Annotated in this window: 22 protein-coding genes and 1 riboswitch; of the genes, 13 read left to right on the top strand and 9 right to left on the bottom strand. The window is 40.7% G+C overall.

All coding sequences use genetic code 11. From position 1 onward, the window contains the following. Positions 1-41: 41 nt before the first annotated feature. A complete protein-coding gene (locus K8L98_RS06140; protein WP_223440455.1) occupies positions 42-317 on the bottom strand; it encodes a hypothetical protein in 276 nt (91 codons plus the stop codon). Positions 318-469: 152 nt separating this feature from the next. Between K8L98_RS06140 and K8L98_RS06145 the strand changes: the two genes are divergently transcribed. After that, positions 470-820 (top strand): DUF1360 domain-containing protein, encoded by a 351-nt coding sequence (locus tag K8L98_RS06145; RefSeq protein ID WP_223440456.1) that lies wholly within the window; start codon positions 470-472, stop codon positions 818-820. Positions 821-1,075: 255 nt separating this feature from the next. On the opposite strand, the gene K8L98_RS06150 is transcribed toward K8L98_RS06145, so the two are convergent. Both K8L98_RS06150 and K8L98_RS06155 read right to left on the bottom strand, forming a co-directional pair. After that, positions 1,076-1,873 (bottom strand): hypothetical protein, encoded by a 798-nt coding sequence (locus K8L98_RS06150; protein WP_223440457.1) that lies wholly within the window; start codon positions 1,871-1,873, stop codon positions 1,076-1,078. Positions 1,874-1,999: 126 nt separating this feature from the next. Next, a complete protein-coding gene (locus tag K8L98_RS06155) occupies positions 2,000-2,704 on the bottom strand; it encodes a BMQ_0737 family morphogenetic spore coat protein (RefSeq protein ID WP_223440458.1) in 705 nt (234 codons plus the stop codon). A gap of 212 nt (positions 2,705-2,916) precedes the next feature. Here K8L98_RS06155 and K8L98_RS06160 point away from each other — a divergent pair, with 212 nt between their 5' ends. The 5 genes from K8L98_RS06160 to spoVIF all read left to right on the top strand — a co-directional run bounded on the left by K8L98_RS06160 (position 2,917) and on the right by spoVIF (position 4,467). Then, on the top strand, positions 2,917-3,240 hold the full coding sequence (locus K8L98_RS06160) for a hypothetical protein (RefSeq protein WP_223440459.1): 324 nt from the start codon (positions 2,917-2,919) through the stop codon (positions 3,238-3,240). 118 nt (positions 3,241-3,358) lie between these two features. After that, positions 3,359-3,502 carry a hypothetical protein gene (locus K8L98_RS06165; RefSeq protein WP_223440460.1) on the top strand — a complete coding sequence of 48 codons (144 nt, stop codon included), beginning with the start codon at positions 3,359-3,361 and terminating at the stop codon, positions 3,500-3,502. Positions 3,503-3,642: 140 nt separating this feature from the next. Further along, positions 3,643-3,858: a hypothetical protein gene (locus K8L98_RS06170; RefSeq protein ID WP_223440461.1), complete on the top strand. Its 216-nt coding sequence runs from the start codon at positions 3,643-3,645 to the stop codon at positions 3,856-3,858. Positions 3,859-3,949: 91 nt separating this feature from the next. Then, positions 3,950-4,087, top strand: a complete 138-nt coding sequence (locus tag K8L98_RS06175) for a YjcZ family sporulation protein (protein ID WP_223440462.1) — start codon at positions 3,950-3,952, stop codon at positions 4,085-4,087. A gap of 125 nt (positions 4,088-4,212) precedes the next feature. Continuing rightward, positions 4,213-4,467: a sporulation-specific transcription regulator SpoVIF gene (gene spoVIF / locus K8L98_RS06180; protein ID WP_223440464.1), complete on the top strand. Its 255-nt coding sequence runs from the start codon at positions 4,213-4,215 to the stop codon at positions 4,465-4,467. Positions 4,468-4,553: 86 nt separating this feature from the next. On the opposite strand, the gene K8L98_RS06185 is transcribed toward spoVIF, so the two are convergent. Next, positions 4,554-6,815: an ATP-dependent helicase gene (locus tag K8L98_RS06185; RefSeq protein ID WP_223440466.1), complete on the bottom strand. Its 2,262-nt coding sequence runs from the start codon at positions 6,813-6,815 to the stop codon at positions 4,554-4,556. Between the two features lie 157 nt (positions 6,816-6,972). Between K8L98_RS06185 and K8L98_RS06190 the strand changes: the two genes are divergently transcribed. Next, positions 6,973-7,215, top strand: coding sequence for a hypothetical protein (locus K8L98_RS06190; RefSeq protein ID WP_223440468.1), 243 nt, complete (start codon positions 6,973-6,975; stop codon positions 7,213-7,215). A gap of 26 nt (positions 7,216-7,241) precedes the next feature. After that, entirely contained in the window at positions 7,242-8,129 is an 888-nt protein-coding gene (locus tag K8L98_RS06195; RefSeq protein ID WP_223440470.1) for an MBL fold metallo-hydrolase, read from the top strand. On the opposite strand, the gene K8L98_RS06200 is transcribed toward K8L98_RS06195, so the two are convergent. From K8L98_RS06200 to K8L98_RS06220, 5 genes are all read right to left on the bottom strand, one after another. After that, positions 8,126-8,803, bottom strand: coding sequence for a DUF421 domain-containing protein (locus tag K8L98_RS06200; protein ID WP_223440472.1), 678 nt, complete (start codon positions 8,801-8,803; stop codon positions 8,126-8,128). The two genes, K8L98_RS06195 and K8L98_RS06200, sit on opposite strands and share 4 nt — an antisense overlap. A 1,985-nt stretch (positions 8,804-10,788) precedes the next feature. Next, on the bottom strand, positions 10,789-11,220 hold the full coding sequence (locus K8L98_RS06205) for a GNAT family N-acetyltransferase (protein WP_223440474.1): 432 nt from the start codon (positions 11,218-11,220) through the stop codon (positions 10,789-10,791). Next, entirely contained in the window at positions 11,221-11,742 is a 522-nt protein-coding gene (locus K8L98_RS06210; protein WP_223440475.1) for a YjcG family protein, read from the bottom strand. 72 nt (positions 11,743-11,814) lie between these two features. Next, on the bottom strand, positions 11,815-12,537 hold the full coding sequence (locus K8L98_RS06215) for an alpha/beta hydrolase (RefSeq protein WP_223440476.1): 723 nt from the start codon (positions 12,535-12,537) through the stop codon (positions 11,815-11,817). 92 nt (positions 12,538-12,629) lie between these two features. After that, positions 12,630-12,833, bottom strand: a complete 204-nt coding sequence (locus tag K8L98_RS06220; RefSeq protein WP_223440477.1) for a hypothetical protein — start codon at positions 12,831-12,833, stop codon at positions 12,630-12,632. A 166-nt stretch (positions 12,834-12,999) separates the two neighbouring features. Here K8L98_RS06220 and K8L98_RS06225 point away from each other — a divergent pair, with 166 nt between their 5' ends. The 5 genes from K8L98_RS06225 (at position 13,000) to K8L98_RS06245 (ending at position 17,503) form a co-directional block, all read left to right on the top strand. After that, positions 13,000-13,887 carry a DMT family transporter gene (locus K8L98_RS06225; RefSeq protein ID WP_223440478.1) on the top strand — a complete coding sequence of 296 codons (888 nt, stop codon included), beginning with the start codon at positions 13,000-13,002 and terminating at the stop codon, positions 13,885-13,887. Between the two features lie 70 nt (positions 13,888-13,957). Beyond that, positions 13,958-14,087, top strand: a riboswitch (SAM riboswitch). 85 nt (positions 14,088-14,172) lie between these two features. After that, positions 14,173-15,297, top strand: coding sequence for a methionine biosynthesis PLP-dependent protein (locus K8L98_RS06230; RefSeq protein WP_223440479.1), 1,125 nt, complete (start codon positions 14,173-14,175; stop codon positions 15,295-15,297). Further along, entirely contained in the window at positions 15,284-16,468 is a 1,185-nt protein-coding gene (metC, locus tag K8L98_RS06235; protein ID WP_223440480.1) for a cystathionine beta-lyase, read from the top strand. Before K8L98_RS06230 ends, metC begins: the two co-directional genes overlap by 14 nt. A 205-nt stretch (positions 16,469-16,673) precedes the next feature. After that, complete coding sequence (locus tag K8L98_RS06240) at positions 16,674-16,868, top strand: hypothetical protein (RefSeq protein WP_223440482.1); 195 nt, start codon at positions 16,674-16,676, stop codon at positions 16,866-16,868. 185 nt (positions 16,869-17,053) lie between these two features. Beyond that, complete coding sequence (locus tag K8L98_RS06245; protein ID WP_223440484.1) at positions 17,054-17,503, top strand: YfmQ family protein; 450 nt, start codon at positions 17,054-17,056, stop codon at positions 17,501-17,503. Positions 17,504-17,691: the final 188 nt, after the last annotated feature.

The following is a 17,691-nucleotide window of genomic DNA, read 5'->3' on the forward strand; positions in this document are numbered from 1 at the left end:
CCATCCCCCTCATACTAGGTAGAGCTTTTATCTACAGCTATTTACTCATCCTCTCCTTCAACAGCATCTTCACTGAGCGGAAGCTCAAGTCCAGTAATTTCATCTAAATGGAAAGTAACGAGTTCTCCTCCATTTTCATAAAAACGGTCGATGATAAAAGCTGCTGTTTCATCTTTTGAATTGTATGATTTGAAGGCAGCTTCATAATGAATTTTTTCCCCGAGATGAACATTTACTTCATCTCCCTCTGTTAATCCGGCCAATTTTTGTTTTATATTATTTGATTCTTCAAAGTTAAAAAAGATTACTTTTCTCATAATATCCTCCTTCGATGCTTCATTTATTAAACAGTATATGTAACACCTCCCCAGAAAGTATGGATATTTAACCAGTAAACGCGAACTTCAGTCATAAACACCCTGACCTTTCATAAAATGTATCATTATTCAATGCAGAGAAGGAGAAATATATGATTGGATGGATCGACTTTATCTTACTGTTTTTAGCGAGCTTCAGGCTTACCAGATTGCTTGTTTATGATAAAATAACAGCTTTTATCAGAAGGCCCTTTCATAAGGAAGCAGAAGAAGTTTTACCGGATGGAAGCAAATTTTCCTATATTGAAATAAAGGGAGAGGGGCTGCAGAGGTGGATCGGCGAATTGCTCAGCTGTTACTGGTGCACGGGTATTTGGACTTCTGCCTTTCTGTATATTATTTTCATTAACATGCAGGACCTCGCCTCTCCGCTAATACTCATACTGGCGATCGCAGGCTGTGCAGCGATTCTTGAATCTATCATTGAAAAATTAATCTTCTAAAAAAAGAGTCTATGCCGCTAGACTCTTTTTTGTATTCTTTGCACATAATCCTTGGGGCGGGCTAAAAAGAGTATTTTTCCTGTCTGGTCCTTATCTGTCTTCCTGCGCTAAACGGGCGGCTCCGCTTTTCTTTATTGTCCAGCTCCGCCTCCTAGCCCCTCGGCCAGAACAAATTCCCCCAAAAAGTCAAACCCGGACTTTTCGGGAGAATTCTTATCTGTCTGCCCGAGTCTGATCAGTCGGCTCCGCTTTTCTTTATTGAATCGAAATTTTGTTTAACGAGGGCACTCCTCTCTGCAGTTCTTTGGTGTAAACAAAGCCATTTACGGTTATGGGACGGCTGTCTGGTTTTGGGAAGGATATTTCGAAACTTGAGAAAACTAGATGATCATTTGGTTTAATTGGTGCATCGCTTAAAGGCTGGAGCCAGTATTGATTGTCGCTGCGGATTCGCTCACGCCAATTTTCATGGACGTGTTTCCAATGATTATTTGCAGCATCTTCGTAAACTTTTGTATCATCCATTTTTCGCTGCAGGATGATTTTTCCGCTTAATGATCCAAAGAGAAGCGGTGTAATTTGTATACAGATAATCGGCTGATGCAGAGGCTGATTGCCGGTATTTTTTATGATGAAGTCTCCAAATACAGTCAAGTTGTCATCTTCTTCCTGAGGAAGGAGGATGGAAGCCTGAAAGTGGGCGCTTGCTTGCACAACCGGTTCTATGACAGCTGGTTTTGCCTGATCTTCCTGCATCAGTATTTTTTTGCGCAGATCAGCTGTCCGTTTTTTTTCTTCCTCAAGAGCGACTTCTAGTGTGAGCACTTTTTTCTCAAGCTTAAACACCTCTTTTTCAAACTGATCGGTGTGGGTATGGAGTGCTTCGTTGAGTTTTTCCTGCAAATACTGATTCCGGATGAGCTCTTTCTTTACTTGATTTTCTGCATCATTGACAAGCTGCTGCATACGGCTTAGTTCAGAACGGTAATGCAGAATTTGCTGCTGCAGCTGAAGAGAGCGCTCACCGGAATTGGGCTTTTCTTGCTTTTTCATTTTTGCAGCTCCTTTCTGAACTCCCTAAAGCATATGTATGAAGGAAAGCATCAAATCATTTCTTGGTACCTGCATATAAAACAAAAAAATAAGAGGCTGTATGTGATAACAGCCATCTTAGTTTAATTAGTGTACTGGGAAGATTTCAGGGCATTGCGGCGGGAATTTGTTGTTGTCGCATGCATTGATTGCTTCTGTTAACTCTTCACGCGGCTTGCAGATTTTAGCTTCCACTTCTAGTTTCACGTCAGCTTCCATTTGGATATCTAAGCAGAATGAAATGGATACATCAAGTTGTGAGAACACGTCTGTGCAAACTAAAGTTGCATCGCACTCAAAGAAGTTAACATGGCAGTCAAGTTCAGTTCCTTCTGGAGCACAAAGGATGAATGTTTGAGCTGTAGCAAACGGAATTGGTTTTGATTCACAAATAACCATGTCATTTGCATCTAAGAGTTCAACTGTTACAAAGCCTTTAACAAGAACTTTTACTTTCTGCAAAGTAACTTCGTCCCCGTTTGGAAGGTTTACTGTTACATCTTGTCGTTTGTCAACCGGTGAAATCTCCATGCAGAGAAATGACTTGCTTTTCTCGTTTGGATCAATGCGATCACCGTCTTTATCACTTAGGAAGCAGTTTACTGTTACGTCTCTTGTATGGCCCTGTTTCTTTAAGAACCTGCAAATATCGTCTGTTTTGCCGTCGCAGTCAAATATTTTATCTAATTCATTATCGTTCACACTGATTAGAGGCAGCTCTACTGGACGTGTAACCCAGTCGTAAACTTTACGCGTCTTAATACAAACTTTTTCTTTTCTAGATTGACTCACTGTTGTTTTCCTCCTATCTTAATTTCTCCCGTCCAATTTAATGAACAGATACATTAGGTGTCGGGACTAATGTATAGTATGTTTTTTCCCAATTTGTGTGCCGTGATATGAGCGGAATTTTAGGTGAATGTCAGTTTCCTGCATAAAACCTCTGAAGGCTGAATCTCTTAGTAGTAAGGGAATAATTTAATATATGGATGGGAGAGAGGATTGTGACAAATCAACAGACAGAAAACGTAAAAGCTCTAAAAGCGCGGATCTCTTACTTGCAAAGAGAACTTTCACATACGCGGGCCCAGCTGCTGGATTATGAAGAGGATGGTTCTTACAATGAACTGCGCAGAGAAAATAAAGAACTAAAGGCAAAACTCAATCATCTTGAAGGAGAAAATCTCGTTCTATTTGAATTGCTTACAAAAAATAAAGATGCAAAAGAAAAAACAGATTCTGCGCAGGAAGATAAATATTATGACTCATGGTTTATCAGCAACCTGAAAAATCAAGCTTCAAAAGATGACGATAAACCGAAAGAATAACATACTCTTAAATAAATGACTTACCTGGTGTCCCGCTTTTAATTTTAGTTCTTTTGCTGAAGTCAAAGGGATGGTTTGTGACATAGATTATAAGCAAGAAACGTAAGGGAGGATTATCATGCTAAATAAAAAAGCAACGAAAGCGCCAAAATCAAATTCAGCCGTCTTTTATGGCTCTTCCCACTATAATCAGCAGACTTATGGCAGCATGAAGAAAACAGGCTGCGGCTGCGGCAAGAAGAAGATGATTGTCAGAGATTAAATAAATGATAAAAGTCCTCTGCATTTTGCAGAGGATTTTTATTTTCTGGAATAAATCTTAAGCACTCTGCAGGCAAGCGGCTTTTAAACCAAAAGCAAATCCTTTAAATCCTGAATAGGTTAATAGATGAGGTGAGTGATTTGGGAAAGATTAGCGGGAAATTCGAAAAGTTTCTTGATGGGATGTATGGCCGCCATGATGAGAACCAGGTAAAGCATTCAAAATGGATGAACCAGAAGGAAAAGGATCTATTAGATCTTGAAAAATCTGCAGGCTGCTTTGAAAAACGCATGGAACAGATGGCAAATGAAGCAGAGAGATGGATGACAGCTCAGGAAAAGCACCTAAAGTCTTAAATTTCCGCACTTGACCTGCTCATTTGTCCAACCAAAACTGTATCACTGTCATATGCTGTATAGACGAAAGATAGAAGGAGGTGGCTAAGATATGGGTTACGGATACTATGGCGGATGTGGCTACGGCGGAGGTTACCAAGGCGGAGGATACTACGGTTCAACATTCGTTTTAATCGTAGTGTTGTTCATCTTATTGATCATCGTAGGTACTTCTTTCTTCCACTGCTAAGCAATTCTATACGTGATAAAAAGGGAAGTACGGGCATTATTGTCCGTACTTTCCTATTTTAAAAAAGATAAGCACATCAGATACAGAGCTTCATAGGATATATCATCGTAAAGGAGGCAACAAACATGGATAATCACTTCTTTAAAAATCTTGAAAAGAAAACAGGCGTCAATATGAAGGAAGTATTGGATCTTGCAAACTCCCTTCAAAATGCCAATTTCCAAGATGAACAAACCGTCCGCAGCGTCATTCGCCGCGTCTCTCAAATTGCTAATAAACCAGTTAATAAAGAAATGGAAGACAAAATCGTAAACAGCATTGTGAATGGAAAAGAGAAGCTGGACTTTGGAACAATTTCTAAGATGATTAATAAGAAATAAGAAAACGGCCTCTCCAAATCTGGAGAGGCCGTTCCATTAGCGGGTTGGCTGAAAGAATCATGATTTTCCGCTGATTGCCTCAAACTCTAAACCATCAATCCTCTGATAAAGCGTGACGGAATCGCTTTCCGTCCCCGTCTGTATTGAGGTACAGAAACAGACAGAGAAGATTTAGCACGTGTCATGGCGACATACATTAAGCGGCGTTCTTCTTCAATTGGCTTTTCATCGCCTTTTCGGAAGGAGTCCAGGGCGAAATCATGCGGAAGGCCTCCGTCTACAGCACCTAAAATATAGACATGTTCATACTCTAAGCCCTTCGCCCGGTGCACCGTCATCAACTGAACGGCATGGGGTTCCCGCTTTTGTTTCCATTCTTTCGATTTGGCTGTCATATGCTCGACATGCGCAAGAAGTTCTGCGATCGTATCGAATTTATTGGCAAGCACTCTTAAATCTTTCAGATCGTCCGAGCCTTTTTCAATGGCATTCCCTTCATTGCCTCTTTTTTTCAAAAAGTCAGAGAACCCCATATCTTTTTCAATCATATCAATGGCAGCTGTCGGCTTTAATGCTTTCAATTTTGCAAACATAGGGACAATCCGCTTGATTTTTGCCTTTTGAAAAGGCTGAAGGGAATCTAGTTTGGTCAGCGCTTCAACAAATGTGCAATCGTGTGTGATGGAAAAAGCCTTTAAGTCGTTCAGGGCACTCTGTTTTATGAACAGGGCGCTCATCACATGGACGATGGCTGCAGAATCATCAGGGTTCATCCCAAGCCTTAAGTAAGCAAGCAGCCCCTTAACCATTCTCCTTTCGTAAAAAGAAAGGCCTTCCTGTTCAATCGTAAAAGGAATGCTCGATTGAGCGAGCCGCTCGAAAATGGCGCGGCCTGCCGTATGGGTCCGGTACAGGACGGCAAACTCACCCGGTTTTGCTCCGTTTTCAAGCTTTTCCTTCATGTCATTCACAACTAGCGTCGCTTCCTCTTCTTCATCATGAGGAAAAAAGAAGAGCGGAGGTGCCTCATTTTGATATTGTGCGTTCATGGCTTTTTGGTGGCGCTGTTTATTTTTAGAAATAACAGAATTGGCGCTTGAAACGATTTCATGGCTTGACCGGTAATTTTCTGCAAGTGTCACAATTTTCGCGTCAGGAAAATCACTTTTGAAATTCAGAATAAAAGAAGGATCGCTGCCCCTGAATGCATAAATAGATTGATCATCATCGCCGACAACACAAAGCTGATTTGTGTGAGATGACAGCATTTTTAGCAGCTCGTACTGAACGGGATTAATGTCCTGGAACTCATCCACGAGAAAATAACGGAATCGGTTTTGATATTGGGCAAGCAGATCAGGATTTTCTGCTAAAAGCTCGTAGCATTTGATCAGCATATCATCAAAATCGAACTGGTTCTGAGCGCTCTTCATTTCTTCATATTTTTCGTATAGAAATAAGGCCTGTTCTTCCCATTCTGTTTCAGGCTTAATGCCGCGGTTAGAGAGAAACGTATTTTTCCAAAAGCTAATCTGCTGCAGAGCCTGATCGTATGGAAACTCTTTTTCATTTAGACCAAGCTCGCGTCCGGCGGATTTTATGTACTGCTCTTTCTGCCAGTCCCATTTAATTAAGTGCTGACCATTCCATCTTTCGGGATCACTGTGCATCAATATTTTGTAAAAAATGCTGTGGAAGGTACCGCAAACCAGCCTTCCTGATGAAGGCGATGCGGCATATTCATTTAAACGGTGTTTCATTTCCTGTGCGGCCTTTGAAGTGAAGGTGACAAGCATAATGGAGGCTGGGTTTATTTGCTGTTCCTCCATCATGTAAAGAGCGCGTGTGGTTAAAACACGGGTTTTGCCGCTCCCGGCGCCAGCGAGAACAAGAAGCGGACCGTCAATAGTAGTAACAGCTTCAAGCTGTGTATCATCAAGCTTTACTTCCAGAATGCTTTTTGCAGCCGTTTTTTCTTTTGCACGCAAGGGTGTTTGTCCGAGTTTTGCAAGCTGGTAAGGCTTCCAGGCAGTTTCTTTTTTAGGCTGATCCCCGCCTATGGCTCTTTGGGCAGGCATACGGAAACCGTTTGTTTCTTTATAAACGATCTCTTTTGAGGCAGCAGCCTGCTGAATCGTTTCGCTGTATTGTTCACATTGTTCATGTATCGCATGATCAGCATGATAAAAATAAGGTTTTTGTTTGATGCCTAAGTATAGCTTTAATGGCTGATTACAGCATGCGCATGTTACTTTTCCATGAAGGCTTGCTTCATAGACCTGCTGAAAACGTTCTCTGGCCAAGTAAGGGAGCTGTATAAATTCATCTTTAAATTTTCCGCAAATCAACGAAAGTCCTCCCATAATTTCACAGTAAAATGCGTACCTTTATAAATAAAGACACACAAGCTCTATCTTATCAAAAGGAAGCAAAACAAAAAAGGGGAAGGAACATTCGTTTTAGAGCACGAAATAATGGGAATAGATACTGACAGGGGTGATGAAGGTGAGTTACGCAGCACCAATTCTTATAGATCAATATGTGCAGTACACCAATCGGATGGTCAGGCAAAAGCCGGATTATGCAGAATTATCAACTGTCGCGCGAATTGAACTAAACACCAGATCGAGGAAGGAAGAGAAGAAATTTGACCATATGCTGAATCAGTCAAAACGGACAAAGCGGCTAAGTGAGGTTTATTTGAAAACTTTGACAGGGAATGGACGTCTGTTTAACGAATCGATTTGAAAAGACTTAGTCAAAAGGGGTATGTCATGAAATGCATCAAACTAACGGAAAAATGCTTTTATTTTCAAGGTGCCGTTAATATCGGCTATATCATGAGCAGCAATTATGGCATGCTTATTGACGCAGGACTGGATCCTCAAACAGCAAAAAAAGTCTGCAGGCAATTAACAGCCCAAGGCTTTCCATTAAGCCATTTATTTATCACGCATGCTCACGCCGACCATTACGGCGGCGCTGCATATATTCAGGAAAATCATCCAGTTCATACATACGCTTCAAAAGAAGAGGCAGCCATATTAACCAATCCGATATTAGAACCGCTTTATTTATTTCAAGGCAACAAGCCCCTCCCTGAGCTGCGGAACAAATTTCTGGAAGGGGCACCTATTATCATTGATGAAGTGGTAACGGAAGGAAAACACCAATTTGGCGATGTATTATTTGAATGCATGGCATTCCCCGGTCACAGTCTTATGCAGTTTGGCGTGATAGCGGACGGCATATTATTTGCTGCGGACGCCTATTTTGGTGCAGAACAGATAAAAAAACATAAGATTCCTTACATCATAGACGCCGAAGATACACTTAAATCCTTAGAAAAACTTTTAACCATCGAATGTCTCGGAGCGGTGCCGGGTCATGGGAATTATGAGGAAGCGTTTCAAGAAACGGTCAAGCTAAATATAGAGTATCATCATTACGTTCTCTCCGTCCTTTTGGACATTCTCTCAAGCAGTCCTCATACTCATGAACAAGTCATCCAAAAAATGTGCCGTCATTTTGGCGTTAATCCATCATCCCTTTCATCATGGCTGCTGTTTAGAACGGCAATCATGGCATACGCGACGATGCTGATAAAAGATCAAAAAGCCGAAATGGTGATTGAGGATGCCATCCTTTATTTAAAAAGTTAATTCATTTTTTGAAGGTAAAGCCCTTCTCCTTCAAGCCATTCAGCGTATAAGACCTCTTTGTAGGTCTTTATATTTTGCTTCTTGAGCTCTTCCTGCAGCCATTCTTCTGAAAATCCTGCTTCCTGTACATTATCAAGCAGGACTTCACCATCAAGAATCATTGAAAAAGGCAAAATAGCCTTTTCTTGCGACATGCTAAAATCATTTCGCGTCGGCATTTCAAATTCGGGTTTTTTTAAGATGTTTACGGTCCCATCTGTTTCCAGAACAGCAAAAGCTACTTCACTCAATGAAAATGCGCCTCTTGCTCTTACCAGATGCTGAAGCTGATTGAGATCAAGCTTGCTTGCTTTTAAACTCTCACGAATAATTCTGCCCTGATGAATAATAATAGTGGGTCTTCCTTCTAAAAAGGCTCTCGTGTTTTTCCATTTTTGCGTAATAATTTCAAGGAGATAAATAAGAGATCCCCATACAGAAATGGCGAAGAGTATTTTAAGTATGCCGGTATCGGCGTCAAATACGGCATTTCCTACAAGCTCCCCAAGTACTAGAGCAGAAATGAAGTCAAATGTAGTAATTTGGGTAATTTGGGTTTTACCTAAAATTCTTGTTAAAAAAAATAATCCGAAAAAACCAACGATTAAATCAACACCTGTATGTAAAAACTCCATAGCGTCACCTTGTCTCGTATTAGATGAAGTTAGCATGTGCAGGTTTGGCCTTTTTTATTGAAGAAGAAATCTTAAAACATCGGTATTAATTGATGCTGCTGGAATTTAAATTCTAAAAAACAAGACAGCATCAAGTATTAGCTTGTATGAGTACTTAAAAAAGCCTCTCCATGGGATTGAGTACTCAAAAAAGCCAACTCCTTGTTTTTGAGTACTCAAAGAAGGCGTATGATTCCTCAAAAAAGTCAACTTCAGAGTTTTGAGTACTCAAAGAAGGTGAATGAGTACTCAAAAGAGCCAACTTCAGGTTTTTGAGTACTCAAAGAAGGTGTATGAGTACTTAAAAAAGCCAGCTCCAGGTTTTTGAGTACTCAAAGAATGTTTATGAGTCCTCAAAAAAGCCCACTTCAGGGTTTTGAGTACTCAAAGAGGGTGTATGAGTACTCAAAAAAGCAAGCTCCAGGGTTTTGAGTACTCAAAGAAGGTGTATGACTCCTCAAAAGAGCCAACTCCAGGGTTTTGAGTACTCAAATATGGTGTATGAGTCCTCAAAAAAGCCCGCTCCAGGGTTTTGAGTACTCAAATATGGTGTATGATTCCTCAAAAGAGCCAGCTCCAGAGTTTTGAGTACTCAAAGAACACTCTATGGTTTTGAGTACTCAAAGAAGGTGTATGAGTACTTAAAAAAGCCAGCTCCAGGTTTTTGAGTACTCAAAGAAGGTGTATGATTCCTCAAAAGAGCCAGTTCCAGGGTTTTGAGTACTCAAAGAAGGTGTATGATTCCTCAAAAGAGCCAGTTCCAGGGTTTTGAGTACTCAAAGAAGGTGTATGAGTACTCAAAAAAGCCATCTCCATGGGCTTGAGTACTCAAAGAAGGTGTATGATTCTTCAAAAGAGCCAACTTCAGGGTTTTGAGTACTCAAAGAAGGTGAATGAGTACTCAAAAAAGTCAACTCCATGGGTTTGAGTACTCAAAGAAGGTGTATGAGTCCTCAAAAGAGCTCACTCCATGGTTTTGAGTACTCAAAGAAGGTGTATGAGTCCTCAAAAGAGCTCACTCCATGGTTTTGAGTACTCAAAGAAGGTGTATGAGTCCTCAAAAAAGCCAGCTCCATGGGCTTGAGTACTCAAAGAAGGCGTATGATTCCTCAAAAAAGTCAACTTCAAGGTTTTGAGTACTCAAAGAAGGTGAATGAGTACTCAAAAAAACCAACTCCAGGGTTTTGAGTACTCAAAGAAGGTGTATGAGTCCTCAAAAAAGTCAACTTCAAGGTTTTGAGTACTCAAAGAAGGTGAATGAGTACTCAAAAAAACCAACTCCATGGTCTTGAGTACTCAAAGAAGGTGTATGATTCCTCAAAAAAGTCAACTCCACGGTTTTGAGTACTCAAAGAAGGTGTATGAGTACTTAAAAAAGCCAGCTCCAGGTTTTTGAGTACTCAAAGAAGGTGAATGAGTACTCAAAAAAGCCAGCTCCAGGGTTTTGAGTACTCAAAGAAGGTGTATGATTCCTCAAAAAAGTCAACTCCAGGGTTTTGAGTACTCAAAAAAGGTGTATGAGTCCTCAAAAGAGCCAGCTCCAGGGTTTTGAGTACTCAAAGAAGGTGTATGAGTCCTCAAAAGAGCCAACTCCAGGGTTTTGAGTACTCAAAGAAGGTGTATGAGTCCTCAAAAAAGCCAGCTCCAGGATTTTGAGTACTCAAAGAAGGTATATGATTCCTCAAAAAAGCCAACTTCAGGGTTTTGAGTACTCAAAGGAGGTGTATGAGTCCTCAAAAAAGTCAACTCCTTGTTTTTGAGTACTCAAAGAAGGTAAATGATTCCTCAAAAGATCTCACTCCATGGTTTTGAGTACTCAAAGAAACCCTAAGAACAAATAATCACAACAAAAAAACGGATACCACTTGCACAGTGCAATGTAGTACCCGTTTTCTTCTTTATTTTGCTGTTTTATCGCCTTAAAAACTCAACCCGTTAGCTGTTTTTTAAGCTTTTATTTCTTTTACCATCGTAACATGCGGAATGCCTGCATCTAAAAATGTTTCTTTTGAAATGGTGTTATAGCCAAGCTTCTCATAGAAAGGCTCTGCATGTGTTTGTGCATTCAGCTTTAGGGTCTGCATTTCTTTTGAAGCAGCGATCTCTTCAAGTTTTTCCATGATGATTTTGCCTGCGCCTTTAGAACGGTAATCAGGAAGCACGCAAATTCGTTCAATTTTGCCGATGCCGTTCAGGATGCGAAAACGTCCTGCACCAACTGGTTTGTCTCCGTCATATAAAACAACGTGAGAAGCTTCTCTTTCAAACTGATCGATTTCTTCTTCCTCAGGCACATGCTGTTCTTCTACAAATACTTTTGTTCGGACATCATAGGCGTCCTGCAATTCTTCATCTGACTTCACAATTCTTGCGATCACTTACAGACCTTCCTTTCCAAGAAGAAATGTCTCATAAACCGTCCATGATCCATTTTCCAGCTGATAGAGGAGATGGAAGCGGTCAACAGTTTCTTCATGCTGAAAATCTGTCATTTTCAGGCGGCCAAGCACATCTGAATGCTCATCATCAGACAGATTTTGACCAATCGTAATATGAGGAACAAAGGCATATTCAGGCTCAATATGTGAGAAATATTCTCCATGAAGAGCATCATACAGATTCAGGATTTCTTCTGTCGGTTCAACTTTAAGATAAATGACGTTGTTTACTGGTGAAAAGGAACTGAATTTTCTGATAGAAAGTGAGAGCGGCTGCATTCTTTGTGCAATCTGACGCAGTTCTCTTGAAATGTCCCTTAGCTGCTCTTCTGTCGCTTCAAATGGCTGTTTAAGCGTCAAGTGAGGCGGAATCAAAGCGTAATTGGGATCATAGCGCTTTCGGTAAGAGTTGACTGAATCCTGCAGTTTTTTTGATGGAAAAATGGCAATACCGTACTTCATAAGTGTTCCCTCCCATGTATAAATATGTATTCATAGTATATCAAAAATTACGGTTTAAAGCATATGAGCCAATTAGAACATTGTTTTTAAAATCTTTTTCAAAGACGGCTGCCAGAAAGTCCATTTGTGGTCGCCTTCAAATTCTTCATAGACGGATGGAATTCCTTTAGCGTCAATGGCCGCGTGCAGTTTCCTGTTTGGGGCAAGGAAGTCCTGAACTGCGCCGTCAGTCGTTTTGACTTCTGTTTCTTTCGTGCCAATTTGATGATAGACCGATAATAAGGCAGGAGAAGAAAAGTCCTCTACCATTTGCAGAACCGTTTCATCTGAATAAGGTGATTGCATGATTACTTTACCAAACGTATTCGGATAAGTAAGAGCAGTCATAAAGGATACCGTTCCAGCCAGAGAATCTCCGATTAGAGCCCGCCCGGCACCCATTTGATAGGTTGGAAACTCCTTATCCAGAAAAGGAACAACTTCATGAGCCAAAAAGCGAATATAAGCTTTTTGCTTCGGCCCTTCAGGATGATATTTATCACGGCGGTCATGCACGTCACGATACGGTATGCCGACAATGATCACATTTTCAATTTCTTTCTCACTTAACAGCTCTTCTGTCTGCCTTGAGATGCGCCCGAGTCTGAAGTAATCCTGACCGTCCTGTGCAATGATCAGGCTATACTTATAAAGCGGCGAATAATTCTTCGGCAGATAAATCAGGAGCGTTACTTCTTCTTCTAATTCTTTTGAATAAAGCAGCGTCTCTTTTACAATTCCTGCTTTTGCTGTCATCACAAATACCTCCAAAGATGTTGGACGCTGTCACATCCATTATTAAAAACGCTTCCATTTATTTTAGCATGAATTGTGACAAAATTCTTGCTTCATGCACGATTGATTTTTGCTGATACGTCTGAAATGAATTGACGGGCCTCATCCGCATTCAGAAGAATAACATTTGCGTTCTTTGCTCCTGCTGGAACAGGCTGCATAAATGGAAATCGGTAAATCGCCGCATTTGATCCCGCTATGAGAAGAACAAGGATTGTAAAAAGACCCCATTTTGGCTTTGTTAATGAATATGTCATCCGTATTGCCGCCTTTCACTTATAGGATAAATATACCAAGGTAATCTGTAAAAAAAAGACAGTTCATTTGAACACTTTTTGACAGATTTAAACCCGTCATAATTCCTTTATTCCGTACATATTCCTTATAAGAAGACAAGCCTGATAAAGGGAAGGATGCCTGAAAATGAGGAAATCAATTCATGTTACAGCAGGTATCTATGCAGCTGTCTCAATTTCGTTCTGGGGAATTTCCTTTGTATCAACAAAAGCTGTTTTAGTTCAGCTGGAACCTTTTACATTGCTTGTTTTGCGTTTTGGTATTGCATCTCTCTTTTTATTCCTCCTTCTTTTCCTTTTTCGTCAGCCTTTAAAAATAAAAATGGATTATCTCCCTGAGGTTTTTATACTTGCCGTACTCGGAATCTTTGTCCATCAAGTCATACAGGCTGCGGCATTGAAGTCCATTCAGGCATCGGAAGCAGGATGGATCATCTCTTTTTCCCCGATATTCACAGCAGTTCTGGCATCTCTATTTTTAAAAGAAACGTTTACGCTTTTTAAAGCTGCAGGCATGTCAATTGCTGTACTTGGCGTTCTCTTGATTACATCTTATGGACAAGGCGGGTCATTAACCTTTCATGCTAATATGGGATATGCACTGATGATCTTAAGTACATTAAATTGGGCGGTTTATTCCATTCTTATAAAAAAATTAAAAATCCCTTATCCTGCATTAACCATTACTTTTTATACAAGCCTTATTGGTTTTTTGATGACAATTCCATTCTTTATGAGAAATAACGGCTGGGTTCAGCTGACTGTGCTGACACAGGAAAACTGGACTCATTTGCTGTTTCTCGGAATCTTTGTCTCGGCAGTCGCATACTGGTTTTGGGGAAAAGCCCTGGAGGTCATGGAGGCGGCTAAAGTGTCATCCTTTCTTTACTTTGAACCGCTTGCAACTGTTATTGCGGCAGTCATCTTGCTGAATGAACCTTTTTTATTAATGAGCGGGGCAGGCGGTTTGTTGATTATTGCAGGTGTGATGATTGTGAATCGTAAATATTCATAAAAAACCCCTTGCAAAATATTTGATAATGAGATAAGGTTATAAAAACAATTCAAAAAGTTCATACTATTTATTCTTATCCAGAGAGATGGAGGGTTCTGGCCCTGTGAAATCTCAGCAACCGGAAAAGAACAGAGAATGTTCCTGTTCGAACCAAGGTGCTAAATCCAGCAAGCGCAGGTAATAAGCTTGGGAGATAAGGAGAAGCAATCATTCGATATCAACGTCTTCTTCTTAAATGAGGAAGACGTTTTTTATTTTAGAAAAAACAATGGGACGGTGTTGGAAATGTCAGAACGCATTGAAACAATCTTGGCGCAAATTGGAAATCGAAGTGAAAACGTAACGGGAACAGTGAATCCGCCCGTCTATTTTTCTACAGCATACAGGCACAATGGAATTGGGGAATCAACTGGATTTGATTACATCCGCACTGGAAATCCTACTCGGGCGATACTTGAAAAAGCCATTGCAGAGCTTGAGCATGGAGATCAGGGATATGCCTTCAGTTCAGGAATGGCAGCGATTCAGACATTGATGGCATTGTTTAAAAGCGGAGACGAGCTCATTGTATCCTCAGATTTGTACGGGGGAACCTACCGTTTATTCGAACGGGAATGGAGAAAATACGGACTTGTTTTTCATTACGCTGATTTTAACGACGAAAACTGTACGCAGCAGCTGATCAATGAACGCACAAAGGCCATTTTTCTGGAAACTCCGACTAATCCTTTGATGCAGGAAACAGAGGTCAGCAAGATTGCTAAAATAGCCCGTGAAAACCATCTGCTGCTGATTGTCGACAACACCTTCTACACGCCGATCCTGCAAACGCCGATTTTAGATGGAGCGGACATTGTCATACATAGTGCCACCAAATATTTGGGCGGACACAATGATGTGCTTGCCGGTTTGGTTGTTGCTAAGGGAACAGAGCTTTGTGAAGAGCTTGCACAGCATCACAACGCGATCGGGGGGGTGCTTTCTCCTTTTGATTCATGGCTCTTGATCCGCGGCATGAAAACCCTGGCCCTGCGGATGAACCAGCATGAAAAAAATGCCGGAAAGCTTGCAGTATTTCTTGAAAATCAAACAGAAGTGACAGAGGTGCTTTATCCTGGCAAAGGCGGAATGCTTTCATTCAGGCTGCAGAAGGAAGAATGGGTGAATCCATTTTTGAAAGCCTTAAAGACGATCACATTTGCAGAAAGCCTGGGCGGAGTGGAAAGCTTTATCACATATCCAGCGACTCAGACTCATATGGATATTCCTGAAGAGATTCGCGTTGCAAATGGCGTGTGCAACAAGCTATTGCGCTTTTCTGTCGGAATTGAATACGCAGGAGATTTGGAAAAGGATTTAACAGAAGCATTTGAACTGATGAAGGAGGCGGAGAAAGTTGAGCAACGATGATTGGAAATTCGAGACGAAGCTGCTCCACAATCGTCAAAAGGTGCAAAAGGAAACAGGAGCGGTAAGCGTGCCGATCAATCATTCCTCTACTTTTCACCAATTTGACTTTGATGACTATGGAAAATTTGATTACAGCAGATCGGGGAACCCGACACGCGAGGCATTAGAAGAAACAATTGCCGAACTAGAAGGCGGTACCAAAGGATTTGCCTTTGCTTCTGGAATGGCGGCCATTTCAACCTGTTTCTTGCTCCTTTCTAAAGGAGACCACGTTCTAATTACTGAAGATGTATACGGCGGAACATACAGGATCATCACAGATGTATTGAGCAGATTCGGCATTGAATACAGCTTTGTCGACATGACCGATTTGCATGAAGTGGCGTCACACATCAAGCCGAATACAAAAGTTATCTATGTTGAGACACCGTCAAATCCGCTTTTGAAAATTACCGACATCCAGGGCATTACGAAACTTGCAAAAGCAAATAACTGTTTAACATTTTTAGACAATACGTTTTTAACACCAGTCCTTCAGCGTCCACTCGAGCTAGGAGTCGATATCGTGCTTCACAGCGCAACCAAGTTTTTGGCTGGACACAGTGATGTACTTGCAGGACTCGCGGTTGTAAAAGACGAAGAGCTTGCTGCACAGGTAGGGAAACTGCAAAATGCATTCGGTGCGGTACTCGGCGTGCAGGACAGCTGGCTTGTGCTCCGCGGAATGAAAACACTGAACGTCAGACTACAGCAATCATCAGCATCTGCGAGGAAGCTGGCAGAGTACTTGTCTAAGCATAAAGCTGTCCGAAACGTTTATTATCCAGGATTAACGTTCCATCCTGGCCACTCGATTCAGCGTTACCAGGCGGACGGACCAGGTGCCGTGCTATCATTCACATTAGCCGATGAAGACGCTGTCCGCACCCTTGTTAAAAATGTGGAGCTCCCTGTATTTGCTGTAAGCCTCGGCGCAGTAGAATCTATTCTTTCCTATCCGGCCAGAATGTCTCACGCTGCCATGCCAAAAGAAGAGCGGGAGCGCCGCGGGATCTCGGATGGTTTATTGCGCATCAGCGTAGGCCTTGAGGATGCAGACGACTTGATCAAAGATTTTGGGAAGGCCTTGGCGAAGCTGCCTGCACATGCTATTAATAAATTGAGAGCTTGATAGAGTTTAGGACGATTCCTTTGTGGGGAATCGTTTTTTTTTCGTGTTGTATAGAAACTTTCGCAAGACAACTATGAAATGGATGGTCAAAATTATTCCAAATTGGACGGTTATTACATTTGTTCTTAATTGTATAATACGGTAGAGTTTATAAGTAACGCAGATAAGCTGAGAAGCTGCCTGTGCAGATAATGAGGTGTATACCATGGAACTTGCAATAGGTTTAGTGATAATTATTGGAATCGTTTCACTTATTTCCACTTTATTAATAGCTGGAAAAGGAGATAAAGATTATAGGAACGCAGTAAAACGAAACACTTCCAATTTAACTTGGATTTACGTTATTGTTATTTTTATTTCTCTTATTGCAGTAGGCGTATATGTATCATGGTTTGCCTAATTTAGATCATGTCAATAACCTAATGAAGCTATAAATCAGAAGAACGTGATAATAATTTTGTCAGGTGTACATTTCCTGTGGAAAAAGAAGAAAATATTGATTTAGGTATTTAAAGAATTTAGGACACATTATTAGGTTTATAGTGTTTTAAAAGTTCAACTATTAAAGGAAGGAGAATGATAAATATGACTTGGGCAGTTTTGATTTCATTAATTCTAATGAGTGCTCTTAAAATAGTAATAACCTGTATTCCAACGTTTGGTGTTGAATGGCTTCTCAGCAAATTTGAGATTCATTCAAAACTTAGTGACTCAAATTCCACACTAACTATTAATGGGAATTTATTGGAAGGTGAAGAAAAAATTCAAGTTATTAATTATTTTAACGAAGCTACATTTTTTAAAAAATATTATATCTATCCAGGGAGCGAGAAATTATTTTTACATCCAGATAACAGCGGGACTCCAATAGTTATTGATACTAAAAGAGGAAAAAAGGATGTTAGGTTATTTGTATACAGTTACAAAGATCACGTTTATGTAGTAAAACAGTACAAAAAGAAAATAGCCGCCTACAGTCTGCTTTCTGATAGCCTCCAAAAACGTTCGAATTCATTAACAGAGGAAATCGTTTAAAAACTTGGCATAATCCTTCTGCCAAAAAGAGTGCAAATAACTCACCTCAAGCATTCGTGACTAAAATACAGGTATCCGCCTGCCTCTCATTACTGCATCTTAACCGGCAGCTGAAAAAACAGAAAATACATTCTCGAACTTCCAGATGAATGATATTATTTTAGAGAGAGGTGTGAGATGCAGTGGGG

The sequence above is a fragment of the Metabacillus dongyingensis genome (assembly GCF_019933155.2).
GTDB classification, from domain to species: Bacteria; Bacillota; Bacilli; order Bacillales; family Bacillaceae; genus Bacillus_P; species Bacillus_P dongyingensis.